This is a genomic window from Actinomyces glycerinitolerans (genome assembly GCF_900098745.1).
GTDB lineage: Bacteria > Actinomycetota > Actinomycetes > Actinomycetales > Actinomycetaceae > Actinomyces > Actinomyces glycerinitolerans.
This window is the reverse complement of the sequence record NZ_FQTT01000001.1, coordinates 422,432-448,905: the sequence shown is the minus strand read 5'-3', so window position 1 is coordinate 448,905 and position 26,474 is coordinate 422,432. Positions and strand designations below refer to the sequence as shown.

General features: G+C 69.6%; 21 protein-coding genes. 16 read left to right on the top strand and 5 right to left on the bottom strand.

Annotation, left to right across the window (positions count from 1 at the left end; all coding sequences use genetic code 11):
- Positions 1-9 precede the first annotated feature (9 nt).
- A complete protein-coding gene (locus ACGLYG10_RS01820) occupies positions 10-954 on the bottom strand; it encodes a dihydrodipicolinate synthase family protein (protein WP_073327371.1) in 945 nt (314 codons plus the stop codon).
- Between the two features lie 327 nt (positions 955-1,281).
- Between ACGLYG10_RS01820 and ACGLYG10_RS01815 the strand changes: the two genes are divergently transcribed.
- Positions 1,282-2,694, top strand: a complete 1,413-nt coding sequence (locus ACGLYG10_RS01815; protein ID WP_073327370.1) for a M18 family aminopeptidase — start codon at positions 1,282-1,284, stop codon at positions 2,692-2,694.
- 136 nt (positions 2,695-2,830) lie between these two features.
- Here ACGLYG10_RS01815 and ACGLYG10_RS01810 read toward each other — a convergent pair whose 3' ends face one another.
- Complete coding sequence (locus ACGLYG10_RS01810; protein WP_073327368.1) at positions 2,831-3,946, bottom strand: NADH:flavin oxidoreductase/NADH oxidase; 1,116 nt, start codon at positions 3,944-3,946, stop codon at positions 2,831-2,833.
- A gap of 93 nt (positions 3,947-4,039) precedes the next feature.
- Between ACGLYG10_RS01810 and ACGLYG10_RS01805 the strand changes: the two genes are divergently transcribed.
- Both ACGLYG10_RS01805 and ACGLYG10_RS01800 read left to right on the top strand, forming a co-directional pair.
- Positions 4,040-4,987 carry a patatin-like phospholipase family protein gene (locus tag ACGLYG10_RS01805; protein WP_073327367.1) on the top strand — a complete coding sequence of 316 codons (948 nt, stop codon included), beginning with the start codon at positions 4,040-4,042 and terminating at the stop codon, positions 4,985-4,987.
- Positions 4,988-5,135: 148 nt separating this feature from the next.
- On the top strand, positions 5,136-5,702 hold the full coding sequence (locus ACGLYG10_RS01800; protein ID WP_073327365.1) for an NADPH-dependent FMN reductase: 567 nt from the start codon (positions 5,136-5,138) through the stop codon (positions 5,700-5,702).
- Here ACGLYG10_RS01800 and ACGLYG10_RS01795 read toward each other — a convergent pair.
- Complete coding sequence (locus ACGLYG10_RS01795) at positions 5,693-6,337, bottom strand: NUDIX hydrolase (RefSeq protein ID WP_073327364.1); 645 nt, start codon at positions 6,335-6,337, stop codon at positions 5,693-5,695. The two genes, ACGLYG10_RS01800 and ACGLYG10_RS01795, sit on opposite strands and share 10 nt — an antisense overlap.
- Positions 6,338-6,517: 180 nt before the next feature.
- On the opposite strand from ACGLYG10_RS01795, the gene ACGLYG10_RS01790 reads away from it, so the two are divergent.
- The 11 genes from ACGLYG10_RS01790 to fdxA all read left to right on the top strand — a co-directional run bounded on the left by ACGLYG10_RS01790 (position 6,518) and on the right by fdxA (position 21,803).
- Entirely contained in the window at positions 6,518-7,846 is a 1,329-nt protein-coding gene (locus ACGLYG10_RS01790) for a hypothetical protein (RefSeq protein ID WP_211482954.1), read from the top strand.
- Between the two features lie 382 nt (positions 7,847-8,228).
- Positions 8,229-8,822, top strand: a complete 594-nt coding sequence (locus ACGLYG10_RS01785) for a biotin transporter BioY (protein WP_073327362.1) — start codon at positions 8,229-8,231, stop codon at positions 8,820-8,822.
- A gap of 66 nt (positions 8,823-8,888) precedes the next feature.
- Positions 8,889-9,890: a bile acid:sodium symporter family protein gene (locus ACGLYG10_RS01780; RefSeq protein ID WP_073327361.1), complete on the top strand. Its 1,002-nt coding sequence runs from the start codon at positions 8,889-8,891 to the stop codon at positions 9,888-9,890.
- Positions 9,891-10,304: 414 nt separating this feature from the next.
- The gene (locus tag ACGLYG10_RS01775; protein WP_073327359.1) at positions 10,305-11,264 is read left to right on the top strand and encodes an ABC transporter permease; all 960 of its coding nucleotides are present in this window, start codon (positions 10,305-10,307) and stop codon (positions 11,262-11,264) included.
- Between the two features lies 1 nt (position 11,265).
- A complete protein-coding gene (locus ACGLYG10_RS01770; RefSeq protein WP_083565302.1) occupies positions 11,266-12,282 on the top strand; it encodes an ABC transporter permease in 1,017 nt (338 codons plus the stop codon).
- Complete coding sequence (locus tag ACGLYG10_RS01765; protein WP_073327358.1) at positions 12,279-14,444, top strand: dipeptide ABC transporter ATP-binding protein; 2,166 nt, start codon at positions 12,279-12,281, stop codon at positions 14,442-14,444. The genes ACGLYG10_RS01770 and ACGLYG10_RS01765 overlap by 4 nt, the downstream gene beginning before the upstream one ends.
- Before the next feature lie 160 nt (positions 14,445-14,604).
- The gene (locus ACGLYG10_RS01760; RefSeq protein ID WP_073327356.1) at positions 14,605-16,314 is read left to right on the top strand and encodes an ABC transporter family substrate-binding protein; all 1,710 of its coding nucleotides are present in this window, start codon (positions 14,605-14,607) and stop codon (positions 16,312-16,314) included.
- Between the two features lie 181 nt (positions 16,315-16,495).
- Positions 16,496-17,212, top strand: a complete 717-nt coding sequence (locus ACGLYG10_RS16120) for a PH domain-containing protein (protein WP_073327355.1) — start codon at positions 16,496-16,498, stop codon at positions 17,210-17,212.
- 239 nt (positions 17,213-17,451) lie between these two features.
- Positions 17,452-19,374 (top strand): translational GTPase TypA, encoded by a 1,923-nt coding sequence (gene typA, locus ACGLYG10_RS01750; protein WP_073327353.1) that lies wholly within the window; start codon positions 17,452-17,454, stop codon positions 19,372-19,374.
- Positions 19,375-19,413: 39 nt separating this feature from the next.
- A complete protein-coding gene (locus ACGLYG10_RS01745; RefSeq protein WP_073327352.1) occupies positions 19,414-21,204 on the top strand; it encodes a VanW family protein in 1,791 nt (596 codons plus the stop codon).
- Between the two features lie 248 nt (positions 21,205-21,452).
- Positions 21,453-21,803, top strand: a complete 351-nt coding sequence (fdxA, locus tag ACGLYG10_RS01740; protein ID WP_073327350.1) for a ferredoxin — start codon at positions 21,453-21,455, stop codon at positions 21,801-21,803.
- On the opposite strand, the gene ACGLYG10_RS01735 is transcribed toward fdxA, so the two are convergent.
- Positions 21,797-22,255, bottom strand: coding sequence for a helix-turn-helix domain-containing protein (locus tag ACGLYG10_RS01735; protein WP_073327348.1), 459 nt, complete (start codon positions 22,253-22,255; stop codon positions 21,797-21,799). The two genes, fdxA and ACGLYG10_RS01735, sit on opposite strands and share 7 nt — an antisense overlap.
- Positions 22,256-22,417: 162 nt before the next feature.
- On the opposite strand from ACGLYG10_RS01735, the gene dapC reads away from it, so the two are divergent.
- Complete coding sequence (dapC, locus tag ACGLYG10_RS01730) at positions 22,418-23,647, top strand: succinyldiaminopimelate transaminase (protein ID WP_073327347.1); 1,230 nt, start codon at positions 22,418-22,420, stop codon at positions 23,645-23,647.
- A 160-nt stretch (positions 23,648-23,807) separates the two neighbouring features.
- The gene (locus ACGLYG10_RS01725; protein ID WP_073327345.1) at positions 23,808-25,196 is read left to right on the top strand and encodes a citrate synthase; all 1,389 of its coding nucleotides are present in this window, start codon (positions 23,808-23,810) and stop codon (positions 25,194-25,196) included.
- A gap of 83 nt (positions 25,197-25,279) precedes the next feature.
- On the opposite strand, the gene ACGLYG10_RS01720 is transcribed toward ACGLYG10_RS01725, so the two are convergent.
- The gene (locus ACGLYG10_RS01720) at positions 25,280-26,197 is read right to left on the bottom strand and encodes a Fic family protein (RefSeq protein WP_348520341.1); all 918 of its coding nucleotides are present in this window, start codon (positions 26,195-26,197) and stop codon (positions 25,280-25,282) included.
- Between the last annotated feature and the right edge of the window lie 277 nt (positions 26,198-26,474).

Below are 26,474 nucleotides of genomic sequence, written 5' to 3'. Positions count from 1 at the left end.
GTGTAGTGGTCAGGCCGGGATCTGCGCCTTGCCGATTCCGGCGGCAGCCAGGGCCGCGGCGATCTCCTCGTGGGCGCCCTCTGCCAGGGGGCGTAGCGGAGAGCGCACGGTGGCGGTCTCCAGCACGCCGCGCTCCACCAGCGCCTCCTTCAGGGCGACGGTGCCCTCCATGTGACTTCCGCGGTGGTAGACCGCCTTGGTCACCGGCAGGAGCTGGTCATGCACGGCGCGGGCGGCGTCGTAGTCGTGCGCCTGGCCGGCCTTGAGCAGCTTGATCAGCAGCTCGGGGGCGATGTTGCCGTAGCCGACCAGGAGGCCGTCGACGTCGAACATGGTGTGCAGCAGGTACTCGTCGTGGCAACTCATGATCGTCAGGTCCGGGAAGGCCTCACGCAGTACCGGGATCTCGGTGTCCCACCGCTTCATGTTGCGCACGCCGTTCTTGGTGTAGTGCACGCCGGGCAGCGCCGCGATCTCCAACTGGGTGTCCAGGTCGTAGCTGCACTTGGTGTTGTCCGGGTACTGGAAGAGGATTTCGTTCAGGCCGGTCTCCTCATAGATCGCCTTGTAGCGGTCCTGCGGGGCGCCGGGCTGGAACCCGAACCGCAGCCAGCCGTGGGAGGGGTAGATCAGGCCGACGGTCGCCCCGGCGTCGACGGCACGCTGTGCCTCCTCGCAGGCGACCCTGGTGCCCTCGCCGGTGATGCCGGCGACGACGGGGACGCGGCCGTCGGTGGAGGCGACGAACGCCTCGATGACGGCCACCTGCTCGGACTGGGTGAGGAAGGTGCCCTCACCGGCGTGGCCCAGGACGACCAGTGAGGTGACTTCGGGGAAGGAGCCCAGCCAGGAGCCCAGGCGCTTGATGGCGGGGAAGTCGATCTCGCCGTCGGGGGTGAAGGGGGTGACGGGGGCGGGGTTGAGGCCGCGGAGGTTGGGTACTGGGACGCTCATATTGGTTCACTTCCTTGGGATCAAGAGCGGATCATGCCGCCGGGAGCGCCTCTTGCAAACGTTCCCGGGAACGTTTGCAAGAGTAGGTGAGGAGGCTCGCCGTGTCCATAGGTCGGAAGGCCCAGATGGTGGCTGTGCGGCCTCCCGGTACGCGCGCAGAATGATGCTCCGAATACGGGACAAACGCGTGTGCGCGACCGAACTGTGGCTGACAGATCGCTGATATCAAGCCGTTTTATGGGCGGCCAGAGAGCGCGCGCCCGACGTTCCTGCCGGATTTGGACATTCTTCGGCGGCGGCCTCTCCCGGCGGGCCCATACTGGGCCCATGACAGACCCCGAAACCGCGCCCGCGCTGCGCGACGACGACGCCTACGCCGACTCCATCATCGACTTCGTCACCGCCTCACCCACCTCCTACCACGCAGCCGCGGAGGTCGCCCGCCGCCTGGACGCCGTGGGCCTGACCGCCGTAGACGAGCGCGAGCCCTGGGGAACCGACCTGCCCCGCCGCGGTTACACCCGCCGCGACGGCGCCATCATCGCCTGGCTGCTGCCCGAGCAACTGGACGCGGCCGCCGGATTGCGGATCGTCGGCGCCCACACGGACTCCCCGGCGCTGCGGCTCAAGCCCCGCGCCGCCATGGTGCGCGACGGCGTGCAGGTGCTGAACGTCGAGGTCTACGGCGGGCCGCTGCTGAACGCCTTCCTGGACCGCGAACTCGGCCTGGCCGGCCGCCTGACCACCTTCGACGGCACCACCCACCTGGTGCGCACCGGCCCCATCGCCCGCGTCGCCCAGGTCGCCCCGCACCTGGACCGCAGCGTGAACGAGTCCCTGCACCTGGACAAGCAGGCCCATCTGTTGCCGCTGTGGACCCTGACGAGCGGCAAAGCGAGCGATGCGGCGGCGGCCGCCGGCACGGCCCCGGCGGGCGCCGCAACCGACGCGGCCGGACCCGGGAATGACGCCGCGTCCGCCCTGCCCGGCCCCGACGCGCCCGAGCATTACCTGTGCGAGCTGGCCGGCATCGACCCCGCCGACCTGGCCTTCTGCGACATCCTCACCTACCCCACCGAGGCGCCGGCCCGCTTCGGCCGCAATGGCGAGTTCCTCGCCTCCTCCCGCCTGGACAACCTCTCCTCCGTGCACGCCGCCCTGGTGGCGCTGGAGGCGTTGGCGCACGAGGGTGCAGACGCCGGGATCGCCGGCCCGATCGTCTTCATCGCCAATGACCATGAGGAGGTCGGCAGCGGCACCCGCACCGGTGCCGCCGGCCCGTTCCTGCAGACCGTGCTGTCCCGCCTCGCCGGCACCATGGGGGTCACGGGCGACGCCTACGCGGCGCTGCTGGCCCGCTCGGTGTGCGTCTCCGCCGACGCCGGCCACGCCGTCCACCCGAACTATCCACAGTTGCACGATCCCGCCGTGCGCCCCGTCCTCGGCGGCGGGCCGCTGCTGAAGATCAACGCCCAGCAGCGCTACGCCACCGACGCCACCGCCGTGGCCGCATGGGCACGCGCCTGCCGCGCCGCCGCGGTTCCCAGCCAGGACTTCGTGTCCAACAACGCCGTGCCCTGCGGCACCACGATCGGCCCGCTCACCGCCACGCGCCTGGGCATCCCCACCGTCGACGTCGGCCAGGGGCTGCTGTCCATGCACTCCCAGCGGGAGATGTGCGCGGTTTCCGACGGCGTCCGCCTCGCCCGGGCCATGCACGCCTACTGGCAGGGCGCCTGAACCCCAGAGGGCGGTGCGCCGCCCGGCCCCGCCCGCTTAGCCGCGCCGGCCGCCGGCCCCGCCACAAGACGACGGTGCCGGGCAGCCGCTCAATGCAGCCGCCCGGCACCGCCTGCCTTCAAGTGCGAGCCGGTGCTCAGCGCCAGGCGCCGCGCCAATACTGGATCGGCAGATGTGCGGCCTGCCAGTCGCTGACGCCCAGCTCGTGAGCCCAGCGCACCGGCAGGTACGGGTCGCGCAGGGCCGCCCGCCCGGCGGCGACGGCGTCGGCCAGGCCGGCCACCAGGATCTGCTCCGCCTGCATGCCGGAGTCGATGATGCCGACGGCGACCACCTGCGGCTGCCCTCCGCCCGGCGTCGTCATGCCGTCCACGGCCTGCTTGACCTGGGCGGCGAAGGGCACCTGGTAGCCGGGGCCCGCCGGCACCTGGGCGGGCGCGTTCCCGCCGGTGGACACGTGCAGCACGTCCACGCCCGCCGCCACCAGCTGCCGCGCCAACTCGGCGGTGTCATCCCCGGTGATCCCGCCCTCGGTCCAGTCGGTGGCAGACAGGCGGATGTCGAGGACCTTGTCCTCCCCGATGGCCGCGCGCACCGCCCGAACCACCTCCAGGGCGAAGCGGCGCCGCCCCTCGGCGGAGCCGCCGTAGGCGTCGGTGCGGGTGTTGGACAGCGGCGAGAGGAACTGGTGGATCAGGTAGCCGTGGGCGCCGTGCAGTTCCACCACGTCGTAGCCGGCGGCCACGGCGCGGCGGGCGGCGTCGGCGAAGGCCTGCACGGTGTCGGCGATCTCCGCGGTGGTCAGCGCGCGCGGCACCGCGTGGCCGGGGTAGGCCACCGCACTCGGCGCCACCAGATCCCAGTCGGGCAGGGTTCCGGAGCGGGCCCCCTCGACGTCGGGCCGCCACGGGGGCGTGCCCGCCTTGCGGCCGCCGTGGCCCAGCTGCACGCCCGCCAGCGCGCCGCCGGCGTGGATCGCCTCGACGATGCGGCGGTGGCCGTCCACCTGGGCGTCGTCCCACAGGCCGAGGTCGTAGGGGGACAGGCGCCCCGCGGGAGTGACGCCGGTGGCCTCGACGATCACGGTGCCGAAGCCGCCCTGGGCGCGCGAGCCGTAGTGCACCACGTGCCAGTCGGTGGCGATGCCGTCCTGGTTCTCGACCGAGTACATGCACATGGGTGGGAGCCAGAGGCGGTTGCGGGCCGTGAGCCCGCGCAGAGAAAGGGGCTGAAGGAGCTGTGGATTCGCCATGGCGTCACGCTACGCGTGCCGACCGTCGACGGCCAGGGGTGCGGTCGGGATCACTGCCGCCCACCCACGTGGGCTCGATAGCCTTGGCACATCATGACCACTTCCGCCCTCGCCCCCTCCCACCCCGTCCCGTACGGCGACCCCGCGCACACGCCCGCCCCGATCACCCGGCGCGTCGACGACGTCGCCCTCGTATTCGAAGGCGGTGGCATGCGCGGCACCTACACCGCGGCGCTGGTGCAGGTGCTGCTGGAGGAGGGGTTGTTCTTCCCCTGGGTGGGCGGCATCTCCGCCGGCACGACCAACACCGTCAACATGGTCTCCCGCGACCTGTGGCGCACCCGTGAGGCCTTCGTCGGGCTGACCACCGACCCCGACGCCGGCGGGTGGGGCAGCTTCGCCCGCGGCCAGGGCTACTTCAACTCCGAGCACATCTACCAGCACACCTCCCTGCCGGACGAGCTGTTCCCCTTCGACTGGGACACCTTCAAGTCCTCCGCGGCCACAGTGCGCCTGGGCGCCTTCCGCTGCGACACCGGCGAGGAGGTCTACTGGGGCCTGGAGGACATGGACGTCATGGAGGACCTGCTGGTGCGCTGCCAGGCCTCCTCATCCATGCCGGTGCTCATGCCCACCGTCCACATCGACGGCGTGCCCTACCTCGACGGGGCGCTCGGCCCCACCGGCGGTTTCCCCACCGACGCCGCCGTGGCCGACGGCTACGAGCGCATGCTCGTGGCCTCCACCCGGCCGGCAGGCTACCGCAAGCCCGCCGAGAAGCGCGCCGCCGCCTACCGGCGCATGTTCCGCAAGCAGCCGGAGGTCGCCGAGGCCATCATCAACCGGCCCGACGGCTACAACCGCACCATTGAGGAGCTGGAGCAGGGGCGCCGCGAGGGGCGCGTCTACCTGTTCCAGCCCGACCGCATGGCGATCGAGAACGGTGAGCTGCGCTACGACCGCGTGGTGACCGCCTACGAGGCCGGCCTGGCGCAGGCCCGCCGGGAGCTGCCCGACATCCTGGAATTCCTCGGGTTCTGAGCCCGACGGCGACCGCCGCCGGGCGGTGGACGACGACGCTGTGACAATGTCAACGTCTGATTTCGTTGGCGTCACGAATGGGGTCATGCTGTTCTTGGGGCTCGTACCGCCCGAACCCGGGCGGGACATGGCCTGAACGGAGACATCTATGACCAATAAGCCCAAGATCGGGATCGTGCTCGGCTCGGTGCGGGAGGTTCGCCTCGGCGAGCAGATCGCCCAGTGGGTGCTTGAGCACGCGCGCGCCCGCGGCGACGCCGACTACACCATCATCGACGTCAAGTCCTTCGACCTGCCCCTGTTCACCTCGCAGGTTCCGCCAATGATGGCGAACAAGCAGTATGACGACCCGCGGGTGCAGGCCTGGTCAGACGCCATCGACTCCCAGGACGGCTTCGTGTTCGTCACCTCCGAGTACGACCACGGCATCCCCGGCGCCTTCAAGAACGCCACCGATCACCTGTTCTCCGAGTTCCAGAACAAGACCGTCGGCTTCGTCGGCTACTCCGGCGACGGCGCCATCCGGGCGGTCGAGCAGTGGCGCACGGTCCTGGGCAGTTGGAGCATGCACGTGGTCTACCCGCCGGTGCAGCTGATCCTCGTCACGGACACCACGGCGGACATGGCCACCTTCACCCCCGTGGACCGGCGCGACGTCCAGTTGGCCGAGACCCTCGACGCCGTCGTCGCCTCCATCGCCGCCCGTCAGGGCTGAGGCGCGCCGGGCGCGCCCGCGAAGCCGAAGGTGGTGATCGCGGGCACGGCCCGGCCGCCGTCGAGCGCCGCGGCCAGCAGCCGCAGGACCTTCAGTTCGTGCGGCGGGACCGGCTCGGGCAGTGCGTCCAGCGCAAACCACCTCAGGGCGCCGGACTTGTGCGGCTCCTGGATGGTGGGTGTGCCGCGCCAGCGAGTCAGGGTGAAGAAGAAGTCCGCCCGCTGCTCGAGGGCCGGCCCGCCGACGGCGTTGCTGCGGTGCATGGCGGTGAGCGGCACCAGATCGCCGGGGTCGACGACGACGCCCATCTCCTCGGCGCCTTCCCGCACGGCCGCCGCGGTCACCGACTCGCCGGGCTCGACGTGCCCCGCGATCCCGGCTGCCCAGTGCCCGTCCATGAAGCCGGTGTTGCGGCGCAGCTGCAGCAGCACCTCGGTAGCGGCGGCGCCGTGAGGCCAGCCGGCAGGGGAGCGGGGTGCGCGGTCGACGCCGACGGGATGGCCGGTGCCGAGTGCCTCCGTGGCCATGACTGTGGAGGCGTCCTTTCGGGGACGCAGCAACAACACGTAGGCGGCGGGCACGAGCGCGAAGGGCGCGGCGTCGTCGGGGCCGGCAGTGCGGGGGAGAGCGGGCATGCCCGCACGCTAGCGCAGCGCTGCAGCCTCGTGGCATTCACGCCGGAGCCCTACGGGGTACACAGGTGGCACATAAACGGGGTCACCAGACTGGTCGGCGACCAGCAAGCCGATGCCGCGGCGGCGGTGGAACATGCGCACCGTCGTCGGGTAACGGCAGCACACCTGAAGGAGATCCCCATGCGTTTCAGCCGTACCACCGAATACACCACCGACCTCGACGACGACCGCTTCTACATGCGGCGCCGCTCCGTGCTGCTGGGCGGACTCGGCCTGGCCACGGTCGGTGTGCTGACGGCCTGCGGCCCCTCCAACGACTCCGCCTCCACCGCCACAGCCACCACCGAGACGGCCGCCGATGCGGACACCGCCGCCACCGCCGCCGACGTGGAGGCCTCCGTCGGCCCGGAGTACCACGAGGCCTCCGAGTCCAACACCGCCCTGTCGAGCGGTTCCTGGACCGGCTCGATCGGCGACAAGGAGATCACCCTGAGCGGCGCCTACCTCGTCGACGGCATCGCGGCCACCATCGACGGCGGCACCTTCGAATCCGCCAGCGGCGACGAGACCGTCTTCCTGGTCGTCAACGGCGGCAGCCTCACCGTCACCAACGCCCGCGTCAACAAGTCGGGCGACGCCTCCACCGACGGCGAGCACGGCGTGGATGACTCCTACAGCTTCTACGGGCTCAACTCCGCGATCGTGGTGGTCGGTGAGGGCAGCAGCGCCAGTATCGACCAGACCACGCTGACCACCGACGCCTCCGGCGCCAACGCCGTCGTCGCCACCGGCGGCGCCACGGCCGAGGTCACCGCCAGCGCCATCAACACCACCGGCGAGTCCTCCCGCGGCCTGCACGCCACCTACGCGGGCACCATCACCGCCGCCAACCTGACCATCACCACCGAGGGCGCCCACTGCGCCGCCGTTGCCACCGATCGCGGCTCCGGCACCGTGACGGTGGACGGCACGAACACCTTCACCACCGCCGGCGACGGCTCGCCCTGCATCTACTCCACCGGTGAGATCACCGTCTCCGGCCTGACCGGCACCTCCGGCCAGGGGCAGGCGATCGTGGTCGAGGGCAAGAACCACGCCACCGTCTCCGACTCGACGTTCACCACCGACTCGGAGACCGCCGGCGTCATGCTGTACCAGTCCATGTCCGGGGACGCCGCCGACTCCGACGCCGCCACCGAGACCTCCACCCTCGCGCTCACCGACGTCAGGCTGACCTGCAGCCGGGACGTGCCCATCCTCTACGTCACCAACACCACCGCCGAGGCCACACTCACCGGCTGCACGCTGGAGACCGCCGGCGGCCTGGCAACCGCCGACGAGGACCGCTGGGGCAACTCCGGCTCCAACGGCGGCACCCTGACCCTCACCCTGGACGCAACCAGCTTCGATGGCGCCATCACCGCCGGGAGCACCTCCGCCATCACCGTCAACACCATCAACGGGGGCGCCGCCACCGGCACCACCTCCGGCGACGTCACCGTCTCCTGAGGCCACGGTTCGCAGGGCCCCTTGCGGCGTGTGCGGCGCGCTTGAGGCCGGCACTTGTCATGGAATGCACCTCTTTCTGCGTCTGCTTCCTGAGGGGGGCTCCGCGCTCACCGCAGAATCATGCGACTCGATGCGGCGCGCCAGGGGCGGTTGCGGTTGAAAGTGGTGCATTCCGTGACAGGCGTACCTCGTCTAGCGGCCGCGGTGTGCCGCGGGTACCGGCGTGGGCGTGTAAGCGGCGGTTGCACGGGCGAGTGGGGAAGGCCTTTGACGCGTGGGCTAGCCATTAATAGGGAATTGGAGGAATCCCACAAGTTGCGCTCGCGGATCCGGGCGGCAAACGGCGGTGCGTTGCGGGCCCTCGCACCTCTACGGTGGTGGCATGAGCACAAACATGCGCCCTGCCGTCCGCTCCAACACCGCTCCCGCCGCGGTGCCCCTGGCCCGCCGCGTCGCCCGCGAGGCGGCGCTCATCATCGGTGGCGCCGCCGCCATCGCCCTGATCGGTCAGATCGCCCTGCCACTGCCCTTCACCCCGGTGCCGGTCACCCTCGGCACACTGGCCGCCCTCGGCGTGGGCGGCGTGCTCGGCTCCCGGCGCGGCCTGGCGGCCGTGGCCCTGCTCGCCGCGGCGGCCGCCCTCGGAGCCCCGGTGCTCGCGGGCTGGAGCGGCGGTATCACCGCCTCCTTCGGGTACGTGCTCGGCTACGGGCTCGCCGCGCTGCTCGCCGGCCGCGCCGGAACGGTCGCCGTGGGCCGCGGTACGCCGGCGGTCCTGCGGGCGGCGGCGGTGCGCGTGGGACTCATGCTCGCCGCCTCCGCGCTGGTGTACGTGCCCGGCCTGCTGTGGCTCAAGGCCGCAACCGGCGCGCCGTGGAACGCGGTGTTCGTCATGGGGCTGGCGCCGTTCGTGGTGGGTGACCTGCTGAAGTCCTTCGCGGCCGCCCTCGTGGTCCGCCCGGCGGCCCTGCGCTGACTCGCCCCACTCCCGGATCCTGAGACCGGCCATTCGCAATCCGGTCGGCAGCGATAGGACTGAACCATGACCTCCCCAGCGCAAACCCCTAGTTCCTCCCAACCCGCCGACCCGACGCCGGCTCCCCGCCGCAACGACGAGGACCGCTCGGCCTACATCGCCGTCACGGTCTTCCCCTTGCTGATCCTGCTGGCCTTCGCCGCCGCGATGCTTGCCCCCGAGGCGCTCAGTCCGCTGTCCGCCGGCACCAACTACGCCCTGGGCATCATCATGTTCGGCATGGGCCTGACTCTGACGGTCCCCGACTTCGCCCTGGTGGTGCGCCGCCCCCTGCCGGTGCTGGTGGGAGTGGCCGCCCAGTTCGTGGTCATGCCCCTCATCGCCTGGACCCTGACCCGCATCTTCCAACTGGACCCGGCCCTGGCCGCCGGCGTCATCCTGGTCGGCTGCGCCCCCGGCGGCACCTCCTCCAACGTCATCTCCTACCTCTCCCGCGGTGATGTGGCGCTTTCGGTGACCATGACCTCGATCTCTACGCTGCTGGCCCCGCTGCTCACGCCCCTGCTCACCCAGTGGCTCGCGGGCCAGTACATGCCCGTCGACGCCGGCTCCATGGCCATGTCGATCGTGAAGATCGTGCTGGTGCCCGTCATCGGCGGCCTGCTGATTCGTGCCTTCCTGGGCCGCTTCGTGGAGCCGCTGCTGCCCGCGATGCCCTGGATCTCCGTGCTCGGCATCTGCTACGTGGTGATCGCCGTGGTCTCCGGTTCTGCCGACAAGATCGCCTCCGCCGGAGCGCTGGTGCTGCTGGTGGTCGCCCTGCACAACTGCCTGGGTTACCTGCTCGGCTACCTGATCGGCCGGGTGACCAGCCACGACGAGAAGGCCTCGCGCACCACCGCCATTGAGGTCGGCATGCAGAACTCCGGCCTGGCCGCCGGGCTCGCCGCCCAGTACTTCAGCGCGGAGGCCGCCCTGCCCGGAGCGGTCTTCTCCATCTGGCACAACCTCTCCGGCGCCGTGGTCGCGGCCCTGTTCCGCCGCCGGGATGCCCGCGCCGCCAACTGAGGTTTCGCCCGACGACGGCGTGTGCCTGCCCGTGGTGGTGGGCATACGCCGCGGCCTCGCGCCCAGGCGGTGTTTCACGGCGGCTGGCGCTCGCGGATCCCCGGAGCGGGCGGGCGGACTCACCTGCGAGTGTTCGAGTCCGGGGCCTACTGCCTGCCCAGCGGCAGGAATGTGGCGGAGGTTACTTGCGCGGCCGGTAGTGGCCGGTTCTGCGCCGCCCATCGTTGGACATAGCCCCGGCCTTGACGTCCGGGGTGTAAGGCGTGTTTCCAAATGCGGGTATCGTGAGACGGTCCGTTCGGTCCCAAGGTCGCCCGCGGGTGGCTGTGTCTGGGCGGCAATGTCCGTAGCCGCACCGGAATCGGCTCCCACGCGGGGCCCGGCCCTCCGGCGGCCCGCCAAAGAGAAGACCGCATGTTTCCGTACCTAATGCGCAGGCTTGCGAACTACGCGATCCTGTTGGTCATAGCGACCGTCTTGGCGTATTTCCTCGCCGCGACGCAGCTCAACCCACTCGGGTTGTATGACCTGAGCAATACCAAGCTCAACTGGGACGGCATTTACGCCACACTCACGTCCTATAACATCAACCCCAATGATCCGGTCCTGGATCGGTTCAAGATTTGGGCCACGGGCGTGCTCACCGAGTGGGACTGGGGCAAGACCCCCAAGGGTGAATCCGTCAATGCCATCGTTGCCCGCCGCATGTGGGTATCGGTGCGGCTGGTCTTCCTCGGCTCCCTCATCGGTATGGGCGTCGGCACGGCGCTGGGCGCCTGGACCGCCACCAAGCAGTACTCCGCCGCGGACCGCATCATCACGGTGCTGTGCCTGATCGTCTTCTCCACGCCGGTCATGGTCATCGCCCTGTTCCTCAAACTCGGGGCCATCAAGGCCAATGCCGCCCTGGGCGGGCAGGTCTTCGAGTTCGTCGGCGAGGGCTCCGGCTTCGTCGGTCGCGCCCAACACCTGCTGCTGCCGACCATTTCCATGTCGCTTACGGGCATCGCTACCTACTCGCGCTACCAGCGCAACCTCATGCTCGACACCCTCGGCGCCGACTATGTGCGCACCGCACGCGCCAAGGGACTGCGCAAGCGCCAGGCCATCACCCGTCACGCGTTGCGCACCTCGCTGATCCCCATGGGCACCTACTTCGCCTTCGCTCTGGCCACCATGTTCGTAGGCGCCTCCATCACGGAGACCGTTTTCACCTGGCACGGTATGGGCGAGTACGCCGTCACCTCGATCTCCACCTTCGACATCAACGGCACCGTAGCCGTGGTCGCCTTCTCCGGAATGATGACGCTGATAGGCGCCCTCTTGTCAGACGTCCTCGTGGCCGTCATCGACCCCCGCGTGAGGGTGAGCTGAAATGGCAGACGCGTCCCGCAATGACAGCACCTCCGGCGGCAGCAGCCGCTCGGATTCGGTCATCGGCCCCGACTCGGCGCCTGGCGCCTCCCTGGAGACCGCCATTCCCGGCAATGCGCCGGAGATGGCCGACTCCGCCGCGCAGACCGCGCGCCTGACCCGCGGTCAGATCCTGCGCCGCCGCTTCTTCCGCAATAAGAGCGCCGTGGGCGGCCTGGTGGGCTTCGGCCTGATCGTGCTGCTGGCCGTCGTCGGCCCGCACATCGCCCGCTACCACTACACCGAGCCCGATTTCCTCGCCTTCCACGTCCCCCCGAACGCCGATCACTGGCTGGGAACCACCAAGGACGGCTCGGACGTGTTCGCCATGGTGATCGAGGGCCTGCGCAAGTCTCTGATCATTGGCCTGAGTGTGGCCGCGATCCAGACCGGCGTGGCTGCCATCGTCGGCAGTGCGGCCGCCTACTTCGGCGGCTGGTTCGACAAGGTCGCCCTGTGGGTCATCGACCTGCTGCTGGTGGTGCCCTCCTTCCTGATCATCGCCATCGTGTCCCAGTCGGTCTCCGGCCAGTCCAAGGGCTCGATTCCGCTGTTCATTATTCTGCTGGCCGCATTCGGCTGGATGCTGACCGCCCGCGTCATCCGTTCCATGACGCTGTCCGTGCGGAACATGGAGTACGTGACGGCGGCCCGCTACATGGGGGTCAGCGCCCCGCGGATCATCGCCCGCCACATCCTGCCCAACGTCTCCTCCTACATCATCATCGACGCCACGCTCGGCATTGCCAGCGCGGTGCTGAGCGAGACCACGCTGTCCTACTTCGGCTTCGGCGTGAAGCCCCCGAACACCTCCCTGGGTACGCTCATTCAGCAGTCGCAGGGTGACGTCGCCGTCTACCCCTGGGCCTTCATCGCCCCCGCCGTGGTGCTGATGGTCATGCTGGTGTGCGTAAACCTCATTGGCGACGGCGTGCGTGACGCCCTCGATTCCTCGTCTAAGTCTGGAGGCCAGGCATGAGCCGCTCCCACAAGCAGGCCCCCGCATTCGAATCCGACGCTCTGCCCGACCCGGCCGCCGCCGCCCCACTGCTGGAGGTCCGCGACCTGTGCGTCACCTTCCCCTCGGAGGACGGTCAGGTGCACGCCGTGCGCGGCGTCAACCTGGACCTGGCTCGCGGCGAGGTGCTCGCCCTGGTCGGTGAGTCGGGCTCGGGCAAGTCGGTGACCTCCACTGCCGTCATGGGACTGCTGGACGAGTCGGCTGCCGTGTCCGGTTCGGTCAAGCTGCACGGCACCGAGCTTCTGGGCCGTTCAGACGCATACATGTCGAAGCTTCGCGGCACCCAGATCGCCATGGTCTTCCAAGACCCGCTATCCGCCCTCACCCCGGTGTACACGGTGGGTCAGCAGATCGTGGAGGCCCTGAAGATCCACAACCGCGGCATGTCGGACAAGGATGCGAAACGACGCGCCATCGAGTTGCTGGACCTGGTGGGTATTCCCAACCCCACCGTGCGCGTGAACGCCTATCCGCACGAGTTCTCCGGCGGTATGCGTCAGCGCGCCGTGATCGCCATCGCGATCGCCAACGATCCCGACCTGATCATCGCCGACGAGCCCACCACCGCGCTGGACGTGACTATTCAGGCGCAGATCCTGGACGTGCTGCGTACCGCGAAGCAGGAGACGGGCGCAGGCGTCATCATGATCACTCACGACCTGGGAGTGGTGGCCGGCATGGCCGACCGGGTCAGCGTCATGTACGCCGGCCGGATCGTGGAGACCGGCGACGTCGACGACGTGTTCTACCGCCCCCGCATGCCCTACACGATCGGTCTGCTCGGCGCGCTGCCCCGCCTGGACGCCAAGAAGGACTCCGCCCTGGCCACCCTGGAGGGAAACCCGCCGTCGCTGCTGGCCGAGCCCACCGGCTGTCCCTTCGCCCCGCGCTGCCCCATGGTGCAGGACGCCTGCCTGGACGGCGAGCCCGCCCTGGCACCGGTGCGCCCCGATGGCAGCCTCGACGCCGTAGACGACGCCCCCGCGCGCCCGCAGCTGTCCGCCTGCCGTCGTTTCCCGGAGATCGAGAAGAACAACCTCAACTACCGGGACATCTACCCGGTGCCCAAGCTCAAGACGCCGGAGGCCCTCGACCTGCCCCATGAGCAGCGCGAGGAGGTGCTGCGGGTCACCGAGCTGGTAAAGGACTTCCCGCTGATGAAGGGTGCGGTCTTCAAGCGCCGCGTGGGCACCGTCCATGCCGTGGCGGACGTGTCCTTCGACGTGCGCAAGGGTGAGACCCTGGCGCTGGTGGGGGAGTCCGGCTGCGGCAAGAGCACCACTCTGCTGGAGGTCATGGACCTCAAGTCTCCCCAGCACGGCACGATCGTGGTGCTCGGCAAGCAGACGGACAAGCTGTCACGCGGTGAGCGTCGCCGGATGCGTCAGGACGTGCAGATCGTCTTCCAGGACCCGATGGCCTCGCTCGACCCGCGCCTGCCGGTGTTCGACCTGATCGCCGAGCCGCTGCGCGCCTTCAAACGCCCCAAGCAGGAGATCGCCGACCGGGTGGCCGAACTGATGCAGCTGGTCGGCCTGGAACCCAGCCACGCCAACCGCTACCCGCGCAACTTCTCCGGCGGGCAGCGCCAGCGCATCGGCATTGCCCGGGCGCTGGCCCTGGAGCCGAGCCTGTTGGTGCTGGATGAGCCGGTTTCCGCCCTGGACGTCTCCATCCAGGCCGGGGTGATCAACCTGCTCGACGAGCTGCGCGCCACCCTGGGGCTGAGCTATCTCTTCGTGGCTCACGACCTGTCCGTGGTGCGGCACATCGCCGACCGGGTCGCGGTCATGTACCTGGGGCGGATTGTGGAGATCGGCGACGTTGACGCGGTCTTCTCCGCGCCGGCTCACCCCTACACGCAGGCGCTGCTCTCCGCCATCCCGATTCCGGATCCGGTTAAGGAACGCACCCGCAGCCGCATCATCCTGCAGGGCGATCTGCCCTCGCCGGCCAACCCGCCCTCGGGCTGTCCCTTCCGCACTCGCTGCCCCAAGTTCGCAAATGAGCTCGACGATGAGCAGCGAGAGGCCTGCCTGACCCGGCTTCCGGACTTCTTCACGATGGGGGAGGACCACCGGGTCTCCTGCCACTACTCGGAGCACGCCAGCGTGTTCTGAGCCTTCGGGTGTGCTCGGATCGGTGTGGTTTGGCGGCCAACGCCAATCCGAGTATCAGACAGGTGTCAGAAACACTCGTATGGTTTTCACAGCTGCCGGGCACCTCACGCGTCCCGCTTGCCAACAACCGCTCAGCCGATCCAGAAACGGAGTACCACCAATGCAAATCAACCGTCGTCTCTTCCTCTCGGGCACCGCCTCGGCGGCCGCCCTGGCGGCCCTGGCCGCCTGTGGCGGGGGCTCGTCCTCCTCATCCGCCAGTGCCTCTGCCGGCGCGGTGGAGTTGGCTGCCGCGGACATCAACCCGCAGGACCGCTCCGCCCTGCAGCAGGGCGGCGAGTTCCGCATTCCGATCGAGGCCATGATCCCGAACTACAACCCGCTGCACATCGACGGCAACGTCGGGGACAACGGCACCACCCTGCAGGGCTTCACCGGCGTGCGCAACTGGATCTACAACGAAGACGGCACCTTCGAGGTGAACGAAAACTTCTGCCTCGACTACACCGAGGAGGAGGTGGACGGCAAGACCGTCATCACCATGCACCTCAACCCCGAGGCCAAGTGGAACAGCGGCGAGTCGATCCAGGTGGCCGACTATCAGGGCTGCTGGCAGGCCTGCAACGGTGAGAACGAGGACTTCAACGCCGTGGTCGCGTCCACCGACGGCTGGGATCACATCGAGTCCATTGAGGCCGGTGCCGATGAGTTCGAGATGATCGTCACCTTCGATGCCGTTTTCCCTGACTGGTCGAGTGTTTTCTCGGACGCCTCCCTCGTTCCGGCGTCGCTCACCACCGATGCGGAGACCTTCTCCTCCTGGACCGATGCCTCCGTCACCGACTATTGGACCGGCCCCTACCTCGTCACGGATGCCGATTCCGCCAAGCAGGTTCTCACCCTGGAGCCCAATCCGAACTGGTGGGGCGACGCCCCGCTGCTGGACAAGATCACCCTTCGGGCCATGGACTCCTCCCAGCTCGGTACCGCCTTCGGCAACAACGAGATCGACTATGTCTATCCGATTATCGACGCCGCCATCTACGACCAGTGCAGCCAGCGCGCCGACGGTGAGATTCGCCAGGCCTACGGCGTGCAGTGGCGCCACTTCACCATGAACGGCTCCTCCGGCATCCTGGCCGACCAGGCCGTGCGCCAGGCCCTGGTCAAGGGCATGGACCGCCTCACCATCACCGAGGGCGACTTGCAGGGTCTGCCGGTGCCGGCCTCCCAGCTGCAGCTCGGCAACCATCTGTTCATGCCTCATAACGAGGGCTACGCGGACAACACCGGGGACTACGCCTACGACCCGGAGGCCGCGGCGGCCGATCTCGAGGCCGCCGGCTGGACCCTGGCCGAGGGCGCCGAGTTCCGTGAGAAGGACGGGCAGAAGCTCTCCATCAAGTACCTGCGCATGCCCGACATCTCCACCTCCGCCACCGAGGGCCGTATCCTGCAGGCCAATATGGCGGAGATCGGCGTGGAGATCGTTATGGATGACACCAATCCTGAGGACTTCAACGTTCGTCTTCATGACGGCCAGTTCGAAATCACGGCCTTTGCCTGGGTGGGTACTCAATACCCCATGGCCAATATCGGCCAGATCTACGGCGAGGGCTCTGCCTCCAACTACTCCGGTGTCTCCGACCCGGAGCTGCAGGAACTCATTGGCCAGGTGGCCACCGAGGCGGACCCGGACAAGCGCATCGAGCTGGCCAACCAGGCCGACGCCAAGATCTGGGAACTGGCCACCGTCACCCCGATCTACTCCCGCGTGGACTACCGTGCGGTGCCGAAGACCCTCGCCAACTACGGCGCCTTCGGCCTGTCCACCGCACGTCCGGAGGACGTCGGCTACATGGCGGAGTAAGCGACCTTCGGTTCGTGATCCGGCGCCGGTCGGGGTTAGATCACGGGACACCACGCACGGTTCCCCGCTGACAACCGAGCCGGCATTGTTGACGGCGGTGCCCACCTCAACCAACTGCTTGAGGTGGGCGCCGCCGTTTGCACAGCGGCATTCGCCTACGTGGATGAGGCAGGATGGGGGAGTGCCCACGATTGTTCTGCGTTCACTGACGGGCCGGATCGGGACCGTCCTGGTTGCGCTCGCCTGCCTCTACCCGGTTATGGTCATCTGGCTCGCCGATGGCTACGGCCACGGCCTGAAGGCGCTGGCGGTGGCCGTCGCCGTCGTCGTCGCGGTCTGGCTGCTGTGGTGGCGCCCGCGGGCCGTGGTCGCCGAAGACGCCATCGGCGTGCGCAACGCCTTCCGCAGCCACCGCATCCCCTGGGAGTCGCTGCACGGCACCCGTGCCCGCTGGGGACTCGTCTTGGAACTCGGATCGGATGACTCTGCCAGCAACGTGACCGTGTCCGCCTGTCAGCGCGGCGGGGTATTCACCGCTGTGCGGCACGAGCGCCGTGCCGTTCGCGTGGACGAGGCCTACGTGACCGCCACGGTCACCGACCCGTCCGAGGATGCGGCTAACGCCGAGCGTCCCACTTACCGCACCCATATGGACGCCGGCGACGCCGCCCACCTGATCGAGCTCTACCGCGCCGCCCGCACCGAGCACCTGGCACTGACCCGCCGGCTGCGGCGACGCGCCCAGCGGCTCGGCAAGCTACCTGCTGACTCCGCCGGTCAGGACCGTCCGTCTTCGGCTGGATTTTCGCCGGTTCCCACCACCCGCTGGGACTGGGCCCCCACTGCCGCCACCGCCGTCGTCGTGCTCCTGCTCGCGGTCGCGCTCATTGCCCTCTGACGCCCCGCAGCCGACCGCACGGCTTCCGGCGGTGTCGCGGCCGCTTCCCGGCCCCCACCCGGCCGACGTCGAGGAGGGGAACAGACGCCGTCCCGGTCCCCGTCGGATCACGGGGAAGCAGAGGTGAGCGGCCGCACAGGCGGCATGTCGCGCCTGTCATGGCCCGCCGGCGCGCGCGGCGGTACCCTTGCTGAGTTTGTGCGCCCGCGGGCGCTTGCCTAGGGGAGGAATCAGCCCATATGACCGTGCGCCAGGATCTGCGCAACGTCGCCATCGTCGCCCACGTCGACCACGGCAAGACCACTCTCGTCGACGCGATGCTCTGGGAGGCCGGTGCCCTCGGCAACCACGCCAACCAGGACAACACCGGCGAGCGCGTCATGGACACCGGCGAGCTGGAGCGCGAGAAGGGCATCACCATCCTCGCCAAGAACACCGCCGTCCACTACGCCGGCCCGGCCGCCATCGACGCGGGACTGCCCGCCGGCATCACCATCAACGTCATCGACACCCCCGGACACGCCGACTTCGGCGGCGAGGTCGAGCGCGGACTGTCCATGGTGGACGGTGTGCTGCTGCTCGTGGACGCCTCCGAGGGCCCCCTGCCGCAGACGCGCTTCGTGCTGCGCAAGGCCCTGGAGGCGAGCCTGCCGGTGATCCTGGTGGTCAACAAGGTGGACCGCCCCGACTCCCGCCTGGACGAGGTCGTCTCCGAGACCACCGACCTGCTGCTCTCGCTCGCCTCCGACCTGGCCGACGAGCACCCGGACATCGACCTGGACGCCGTGCTGGACGTGCCCGTCGTGTACGCCTCCGCCAAGGCCCGCCGCGCCGACACCGTCAAACCCGCCGACGGCGAGCTGCCCGCCTCGAAGAACCTCGAGCCCCTGTTCCGCACCATCATCGAGCGGATCCCCGGCCCCTCCTACGACGAGTCCGCGCCCCTGCAGGCGCACGTGACCAACCTGGACGCCTCCCCGTTCCTGGGGCGCCTCGCCCTGCTGCGCATCCATGCCGGCACCCTGCGCAAGGGGCAGACCGTCGGCTGGGCCCGCCACGACGGCTCCATCGCCTCCGCCCGCGTTTCCGAACTGCTGGTCACCGAGGGTCTGGAGCGCAAGCCCGCCGAGGAGGCCCACGCCGGTGACATCGTCGCCGTCGCCGGCATCGAGGACATCACCATCGGCGAGTCCCTGGTCGACCCCGAGGACCCGCGGCCCCTGCCGCTGATCAAGGTGGACGACCCCGCCATCTCCATGACCATTGGCATCAACACCTCCCCGATGGCCGGCCGCACCAAGGGCGCCAAGGTCACCGCCCGCCAGGTCAAGGACCGCCTGGATCGCGAACTGATCGGCAACGTCTCCCTGCGCGTGCTGCCCACATCCCGCCCCGACGCCTGGGAGGTGCAGGGCCGCGGCGAACTGGCGCTGGCCATCCTGGTGGAGCAGATGCGCCGGGAGGGCTTCGAGTTGACGGTCGGCAAGCCGCAGGTGGTCACCAAGATGGTCGACGGCAAGCGCCACGAGCCGGTCGAGCGCATGACCATCGACGTGCCCGAGGAGCACCTGGGTGCCGTCACCCAGCTCATGGCCGCCCGCAAGGGCCGCATGGAGACGATGACCAACCACGGCACCGGCTGGATCCGCATGGAGTTCCTGGTGCCCGCCCGCGGCCTGATCGGCTGGCGCACCCAGTTCCTCACCGAGACCCGCGGCACCGGCATCGCCTCCTCCATCGCCGAGGGCTACGAGCCCTGGGCGGGCCCGATCACCGCCCGCACCACCGGCTCCCTGGTCTCCGACCGCGCCGGCGCCGTCACCGCCTACGCCCTGATCCGGCTGCAGGACCGCGGCACCTTCTTCGTCGAGCCCGGTCAGGAGACCTATGAGGGGCAGGTCGTTGGGGAGAACCCCCGCGACGAGGACATGGACGTGAACGTGGTGCGCGAGAAGCAGCAGACCAACATGCGCTCCTCCACCGCCGACGTCTACGAGGCACTCACACCGCCGCGCCGGCTCACCTTGGAGGAGGCCCTCGAATTCGCCTCCGACGACGAGTGCGTGGAGGTGACTCCGGACGCCGTGCGCATCCGCAAGGTCATCCTCGACTCGCAGGAGCGCTTCAAGGCCGCCGCCCGCCGTCGTCGCGCCGGCGCCTGAGGCGCCGGACTGTCGCCGTCCCAACCCGGGAGTGTGCCCATGAACCAGGTCCCGCTCGACGACGCCGTCGGCTCGCCCGCCGCGGCCCCCGAAGCCTCGGCGGCCTCAGCCGCGTCCGGTGCCCGCGCCGGCCACACGGTGCTGCGCCCGCTGCTGGCCGCGCTCGGCGCCACCCTGCTCATCGCCTGGCTGGGGCTGGCTTGGGCGACCACTCGCACCCTGGCGCCCGGTTCCGCCGTCTCCGGCGTAGACGTCTCCGGCATGACCCGTGCCGAGGCGGTCGCCGCCGTGGAAGCCGGCATCGGCGCCCAACTCGAGCAGCCGGTCACCCTGATCGTCGACGACGCCTCCGACACCCTCGTTCCCGCGCGCTCCGGCGTGAGCGTGGACGCCGCCGCCAGCATCGACCGCCTGACCGGCCCCACCCTCAACCCCGTAACCCTGGTGCGGCGGCTGTCCGGCACCCGCGTCGACGCAGTCGTAGCCGTGGACGCCGACGCGCTCACCCGCGCCCTCAACACCCGCCTGGACACGCTCGCCACCGGCACCGCAGACGCCGTCGTCACCCTGGACGGCACCACCCCGGTGCTCACCCCCGGCTCGGTCGGCACCGGGCTGGATGTGGCGGCGAGCGTGAGCGCCCTGGACGACGCCTGGCCGCTGGGTGCGGACAGCATCGCCCTGGCCTCCGGCACCGCCACCCCGGCCATCACCGACGCCGACGCCCAGGACTTCATCGACACCGTCCTGAGCCCCCTGTTGAGCGCCGACATCACCGTCACCGCCGCAGGTACCGGCGCCGCGGCCGCCACCGGCGAGGCCGTGCTGACACCTGCGACGCTAGCCGCGATGACCACCATCGACTCCAGCGACGGCACCCTGACCGCCGTCCTGGACGCCGATGCGCTGCATGACGCCGTCGTCGCCGCCCTGGGGGAGGGCATCGAGACTCCGGCCACCGACGCCACCTGGACCATCGACGGCGATCCCGCCACCGCCGCGGACGCCACCCCCGTCTACCATGCCGCCGCCACCGGCACGGGCATCGACGCGGGCGACCTGGCCGACGCCGTCCTGGCCGCCGGCACCGAGGTCGGCGGGGAACGCACCGCCGCCGCTACCGTCGCCGTCCTACAGCCGGAGGTCACCACACCGGAGGAGGAGTGGGGGGTGGCCGAGATCGTCGGCGAGTTCTCCACCCCCTACTTCTCCCAGTACGGGCGCGACCAGAACCTCCAGCGCGGCACCGAGATGATCAACGGCACCCTCGTCGCCCCGGGGGAGACCTTCTCCACCACCGACGCCCTCGGTCCGGTCGACCTGGAACACGGCTACACCTACGCGGGCGTGGTCACCGACGGGCAGCACACCGACGCCATGGGCGGCGGCCTGTCCCAGGTGGGCACCACCGTGTTCAACGCCGGCTTCGAGGCCGGCATGGACGACGTGGAGCACTGGCCCCACACCTACTGGTTCACCCGCTACCCGGCCGGCCGGGAGGCCACCATCTGGACCGGCGTCAAGGACGTCAAATGGCGCAACTCGACGCCTTACACGGTGTTGGTACAGGCCTGGGCCGGCGACGGGGAGGTGCACGTACGGCTGTGGTCCACCCCCTACTACGAGGTCACCATCACCGAGGGGGAGCACACCAACTACCGGCCCTACGCCACCGTGCACGGCTCCGGGCCGGGCTGTGAGCCCTACGGCGGCGGCACCCAGGGATTCGACGTCACCGTCACCCGCACCCGCAGCCACGACGGCGAGCGCCTGCCCGACGACGTCCTCACCACCGCCTACGACTCCGACAACCCCGTGGTGTGCAGCTGAGCCAGGCGGCGTCGGGCTGTGCGGGGCCGGGGAAGGCGCGTCGGGGGCCGGCGGTCCGCGGTCGGCGGGCGCAATTCGCACTTGGTGCGTGACGCAAAGAGGGGCGCCCGGCGGGCTGGAATCGGCGTATTTGCTGACATCTTGCGCGGCTATTGGGTCCGGCACCGCGGCGGGGAGATACTTGGGGGCGCAGATGCACCCGGCCGCGGCCCCGCGCGGTATGCCCGGATACAGAGAGGAAGCAGTCAATGACCTACGTGATCGCTCAGCCCTGCGTGGACGTCAAGGATCGTGCGTGCGTGGACGAGTGTCCGGTCGACTGCATCTATGAGGGCGAACGCAGCCTGTACATCAACGCCGACGAGTGCGTCGACTGCGGCGCCTGCGAGCCGGTGTGCCCCACCGAGGCGATCTTCTACGAGGATGACGTGCCCGACGAGTGGGAGGACTACACCCGGGCGAACATCGACTTCTTCTCCCTGAAGGGCCTGGGCTCCCCGGGCGGCGCGCAGAACGTCGGCCCGCAGGACTACGACGATCCCATGATCGCCGCCCTGGAGCCCCAGAACGAGGACTGGAAGGCCGCCAACGGCTACTGAGCCCCACCCCCTGACACCAGCAGATCCTCGGCGGACAGCGGCGCAATTGCGTCCACCGCCTGGGCGATGGTGCGGTCGCGGTTGGCCAGGTCCTCCGCCATCTGCGCGCTGGCACGCTCGCGACGGTCGAGGTAGTCGACCAGGGCAGTCGCCGGAATGCGGCGGTCCTTGCCGACGTAGTGGAACTTCAGGAGGCCAGAGTCCATGAGCTTGTATACGCTCGGACGGCTCATACCTAGAGCTGTCGCCGCCTGATTAGGGGTGACTGGACGATCGAGGCTGAGTGATGCGACGTCGACGCCGTTGCGCAGGGCTGACAACATGTTCTCCAGCAGGATCGCCAGCGGCGATCCCTGGGGGAGGCGGTGAGCGGCATCAAGCAGGACATCCATGCTCTGCGCATCAATGGAGGAGGCGTTAACGGTTGTTACGGTGCTGATCTTGGTGGCCATCGGGGTCTCCTTGGACGAGCAGCAGGTGCTGCCTCGTCTGCGATAAATGTAGCAGATGCATCAGGTGTAGCAAGTGTTTGAAAGGTATCGGAAGATGAGACGCATCACGCCGCCGCCTGCGAGGGCGCTGCTGTTGACGCGAGAACGCGACACAATGGCGGCGTGAATGCCTCCACGCCCGCCTGCCCCGACCCCGCCACCGCTCCGGCCGCCCTGCCTCGTCCGCTCGCCCTGCCCGACTTCCCCTGGCACTCCCTGCGCCCCTACCGGCAGCGGGCCGCCCAGCACCCGGGCGGCGTCGTCGACCTGTCCATCGGCACGCCCGTGGACCCCAGTCCGGCGATCGCCCGCGAGGCCCTTGCGGCCGCCGCGAACGCCCCCGGCTACCCGCCCGCCGACGGCACCCCGCAGGTGCGCGCCGCCATCATCGACTGGATGCGGCGCCGTCGCGGCGTCACGGGCCTGAGCGACGCCGCCGTGATCCCCACCATCGGCTCCAAGGAGTCCGTGGCCCAGCTGCCGCTCCAGCTCGGCGCCCGCCCCGGTGACCTCATCGCCCATCCGCGCGCCGCCTACCCCACCTACGACGTCGGTGCCCGCCTGGCGGGCGCCACCCCCGTCCCGGTCGACACCGCCGCCGACCCCGACTCCTGGGAGCTGCCCGACGGTCGGCTCGTCGCCATCTGGCTCAACAGTCCCGGCAACCCCGACGGGCATGTTCTCGGCGTCGACCAGCTCGCCCGCATCGTCGCCTGGGCGCGGCCGCGCGGTGTCGTCGTCCTGTCCGACGAGTGCTACGCCGAACTCGCCTGGGAACAGCCCTGGGCCACAGACGGCGTCCCCAGCCTGCTCGACGCCCGCGTGACCGGCACCGGCCCCGACGGCACCCCCGACCTCACCGGCCTGCTCGCCCTGTACTCCCTGTCCAAGCAGTCCAACCTCGCCGGCTACCGGGCCGCCTTCCTCGCCGGCGACCCGACGCTGGTGGCCGCCGTCACCGAGGTGCGCCGCCACACCGGCATGCTTCCGCCGGCGCCCGTGCAGGCCGCCCTGGCCGCCACCCTCGCCGACGACGCGCACGTGGTGGCGCAGCAGGCCGTCTACCGGGCCCGGCGTGAGGCGCTGCTGGAGGCGACGGCCGCCGTCGGCCTGGTGGGTGACCCCGACTCGGTCGCCGGTCTATACCTGTGGCTGAGCGGGTCGGCGTCCATGAGCGCCTGGGATCTGGTGGGCGCCTTCGCCGAACTGGGGATCGTCGTCGCCCCCGGGGACTTCTACGGCGCGGCCGGCGCCGGGCATGTGCGCATGTCCCTGACCGACACCGACGAGCGGGTGGCCGCCGCGGTGCGGCGCCTGCACGCCCCCGACGCGGTCGCCCTGTTCGCCGGCTGAGGCGGCCGGCCGGCGCCCCGTCCGGGATGGCGGGTGCCGCGCCGTCGTCCCGCGCGCCTTCGGACCCGGCGCGACGGCGGCGGTCGCCTGCCGGTATGGTTCCGGGCAGACAGGTCCGGGGCCGCTCCCGCGGCCCGCCGTCGCCAACAAGGAGACACTCATGACCGAAACGCCCACTGACCTCAGCGCCCAGGACGCCCCCGGGATGCTCACCGTCGGCGAGACCAGCCTGGAACTGCCTCGTGCCCTGGCCACCGACGGCTCCGACGGACTGGCCATTGGCAAACTGCTGGGGACCACGGGCCTGGTCACGCTCGACCCCGGCTTCACCAACACGGCCGCCTGCACCTCCGAGATCACCTACATCGACGGCGCTGCCGGCATCCTGCGCTACCGCGGCTACCCGATCGAGGAGCTGGCCAAGTCCTCCACCTTCCTGGAGGTCGCCTACCTGTTGATCAACGGGGAGCTGCCCGACCCGGACACCTTCGAGCGCTTCGAGCGGCGCATCGGCCGGCACCGCCTCCTGCACGAAGACTTCCGCAGCTTCTTCACCTCCTTCCCCTCCTCGGGGCACCCCATGGCGATCCTCCAGGCGGGCATTGCGGGCCTGGCCACCTACTACGAGGACACCCTCAACCCGCACGACCCCTACGAGACCGAGCTGGCCACCGTGCTGCTGCTGAGCAAGATGCCCACGATGATCAGCTACATCGCCCGCCGTGCCATCGGGCTGCCGCTGCTGTACCCCGACCCCAAGCGCGGTTACGTCGAGGACTTCCTCAACATGACCTTCGGCATGCCCTACCAGGCCAGCGACATCGACCCCACCGTCGTCCGCGCCCTGGACATGCTGCTGATCCTGCACGCCGACCACGAGCAGAACTGCTCCACCTCCACCGTGCGCCTGGTCGGCTCATCCGACGCCAACCTGTACGCCTCAGTGGCCGCGGGTGTGGGGGCCCTGTCCGGGCCGCTGCACGGCGGCGCCAACGAGGCCGTGCTGCGCATGCTGGATCGGATCCAGTCCGAGGGCATGAGCACCACCGAGTTCGTCCGCAAGGTCAAGAACAAGGAGGACGGGGTGCGCTTGATGGGCTTCGGGCACCGCGTCTACAAGAACTACGACCCGCGCGCCGCCCTGGTCAAGGAGACCGCCCACGAGGTGCTGGCCCGCCTGGGCTCCAAGGACGGAGACCGCAAGCTGGAGATCGCCATGGAGTTGGAGGAGGTGGCCCTGTCCGACGACTACTTCATCTCCCGCAGCCTGTACCCGAATGTGGACTTCTACACGGGCCTGATCTACCAGGCCATGGGGTTCCCCACGAAGATGTTCACCCCGCTGTTCGCGCTCGGGCGCCTGCCCGGCTGGATCGCCCAGTACCGGGAGATGATGAGCGATCCGGCCAAGCGCATCGGCCGCCCCCGCCAGGTGTACACCGGCGAGGTGGAGCGCCACTACGTGGCCATGCACCGGCGCAAGCGCGTGCGCGACTACCCCGACACCCGCATCGGCGAGCCCACCCTGGACCGCGTCCCGCGCGTGTGAGGGGCCCGCGTTTTGGACCTACGCGACTTCGCACAGGTGGGGCCGCCTGCGCTCATGAGGGCCACGCGGCCAACGTCTTGCGCCTAGTCCGCGTCCGTGACCCGCCAGCGGCCCGCCCGGGCGCTGCCCTCGCGCCGCAGGCGGCCCGAGGCGCGCAGGTCGGCGACGACACGTTCGGCGGTCCGGCGGGAGCAGCCGAGGAGGTCGGCCAGGTCGGCGACGGTCGCCGTCGGGCTCCCCGAAAAGAGGCTCAGCGCCTGCTCCTCGCGGCTGTCCGCGACAGTTTGCGCAGAGGGCTTCGCATACGGCATCAGCGCCTGGCGGATCACGGTGAGCATAAAGGCGACAAAGTCCTCGCAGGTGCCCACGGCGTTCGAATGGGCGAGCGTCGCGTAATACTCCCGCTGCCGGTCGCGGATCACCGTCTCAATCGGCAGCCACCTCAGGACTGGGCGCCAACGGGCCAGCAGCAATGCGTGCCACAACCGCCCGGTCCGGCCATTGCCATCGGTGAAGGGATGAATGAACTCGAACTTGTAGTGGAAGACACAGGAAACGAGCAGCGGGTGGAGGTCGGTGTGCCGCATCCAGTCGAACAGCTCGGCCATGACCTCGGGCACGTAGGCGGCGGGCGTGCCCGCATGGATGAGCCGATCGCCGTCGAAGACACCGGCATTTGCATTGCGCAGCCGACCGGCGTCTTCAATGATCCCGTCCATCATCACGCCATGGGCCCGCAGGAGATCGGTGATCGAGTATGGATCCAACTGGTCCATGATTTCGTAGGCGCGGTGGGCATTCTCGACCTCACGAATCTCCCGGGATGGCCCGAGCACGCGTTTGCCGTCGATGATCGCCGTGACGGCGTCTTCTGAGAGGACATTGCCCTCGATCATGAGCGAGGAGTGGATCGTGCGAATGCGCAGCTCGCGGTGCAGCTGCGGGCTCGTGCTCAGTGGGGAAGCGGGGCCGAGCGTCCCAACGAGTTCCGCGATCTCCATGCATAAGTTGTCGATTGCGGGCGTGCGGGTGAAGGGGGGCGTATAAGCCATCTGCTTCCTGTCGGTCCGACGGCGTCCGATCGTATGAGACGCCGATCACCGCCAAAGTTTACCGTCACTGGCGGTAATGATGGCGTTGAAAGGCTGACGGTAGGTGCCGATAACCCTAGGAGCCCTCGGGCATTGCGTCGTCTCGGAGCGTGCAAGGGCTGGTTGTGTGAGTGGTTGGGTGTCTGCGTGCGGTTGGGTGTCTTGGGTGTTGGCGTGCGCGGCCGCC

Coding starts and splice junctions, on each gene's coding strand:
- ACGLYG10_RS01735 (WP_073327348.1), bottom strand. CDS start 22,255: ATGGCCACCAAGATCAGCACCGTAACAACCGTTAACGCCTCCTCCATT.
- fdxA (WP_073327350.1), top strand. CDS start 21,453: ATGACCTACGTGATCGCTCAGCCCTGCGTGGACGTCAAGGATCGTGCG.
- ACGLYG10_RS01815 (WP_073327370.1), top strand. CDS start 1,282: ATGACAGACCCCGAAACCGCGCCCGCGCTGCGCGACGACGACGCCTAC.
- ACGLYG10_RS01745 (WP_073327352.1), top strand. CDS start 19,414: ATGAACCAGGTCCCGCTCGACGACGCCGTCGGCTCGCCCGCCGCGGCC.
- ACGLYG10_RS01720 (WP_348520341.1), bottom strand. CDS start 26,197: ATGGAGATCGCGGAACTCGTTGGGACGCTCGGCCCCGCTTCCCCACTG.
- ACGLYG10_RS01795 (WP_073327364.1), bottom strand. CDS start 6,337: ATGCCCGCTCTCCCCCGCACTGCCGGCCCCGACGACGCCGCGCCCTTC.
- ACGLYG10_RS01780 (WP_073327361.1), top strand. CDS start 8,889: ATGACCTCCCCAGCGCAAACCCCTAGTTCCTCCCAACCCGCCGACCCG.
- ACGLYG10_RS01775 (WP_073327359.1), top strand. CDS start 10,305: ATGTTTCCGTACCTAATGCGCAGGCTTGCGAACTACGCGATCCTGTTG.
- ACGLYG10_RS01765 (WP_073327358.1), top strand. CDS start 12,279: ATGAGCCGCTCCCACAAGCAGGCCCCCGCATTCGAATCCGACGCTCTG.
- ACGLYG10_RS01810 (WP_073327368.1), bottom strand. CDS start 3,946: ATGGCGAATCCACAGCTCCTTCAGCCCCTTTCTCTGCGCGGGCTCACG.
- ACGLYG10_RS01790 (WP_211482954.1), top strand. CDS start 6,518: ATGCGTTTCAGCCGTACCACCGAATACACCACCGACCTCGACGACGAC.
- ACGLYG10_RS01800 (WP_073327365.1), top strand. CDS start 5,136: ATGACCAATAAGCCCAAGATCGGGATCGTGCTCGGCTCGGTGCGGGAG.
- ACGLYG10_RS01820 (WP_073327371.1), bottom strand. CDS start 954: ATGAGCGTCCCAGTACCCAACCTCCGCGGCCTCAACCCCGCCCCCGTC.
- ACGLYG10_RS01770 (WP_083565302.1), top strand. CDS start 11,266: ATGGCAGACGCGTCCCGCAATGACAGCACCTCCGGCGGCAGCAGCCGC.
- ACGLYG10_RS01785 (WP_073327362.1), top strand. CDS start 8,229: ATGAGCACAAACATGCGCCCTGCCGTCCGCTCCAACACCGCTCCCGCC.
- ACGLYG10_RS01725 (WP_073327345.1), top strand. CDS start 23,808: ATGACCGAAACGCCCACTGACCTCAGCGCCCAGGACGCCCCCGGGATG.
- typA (WP_073327353.1), top strand. CDS start 17,452: ATGACCGTGCGCCAGGATCTGCGCAACGTCGCCATCGTCGCCCACGTC.
- ACGLYG10_RS01760 (WP_073327356.1), top strand. CDS start 14,605: ATGCAAATCAACCGTCGTCTCTTCCTCTCGGGCACCGCCTCGGCGGCC.
- ACGLYG10_RS01805 (WP_073327367.1), top strand. CDS start 4,040: ATGACCACTTCCGCCCTCGCCCCCTCCCACCCCGTCCCGTACGGCGAC.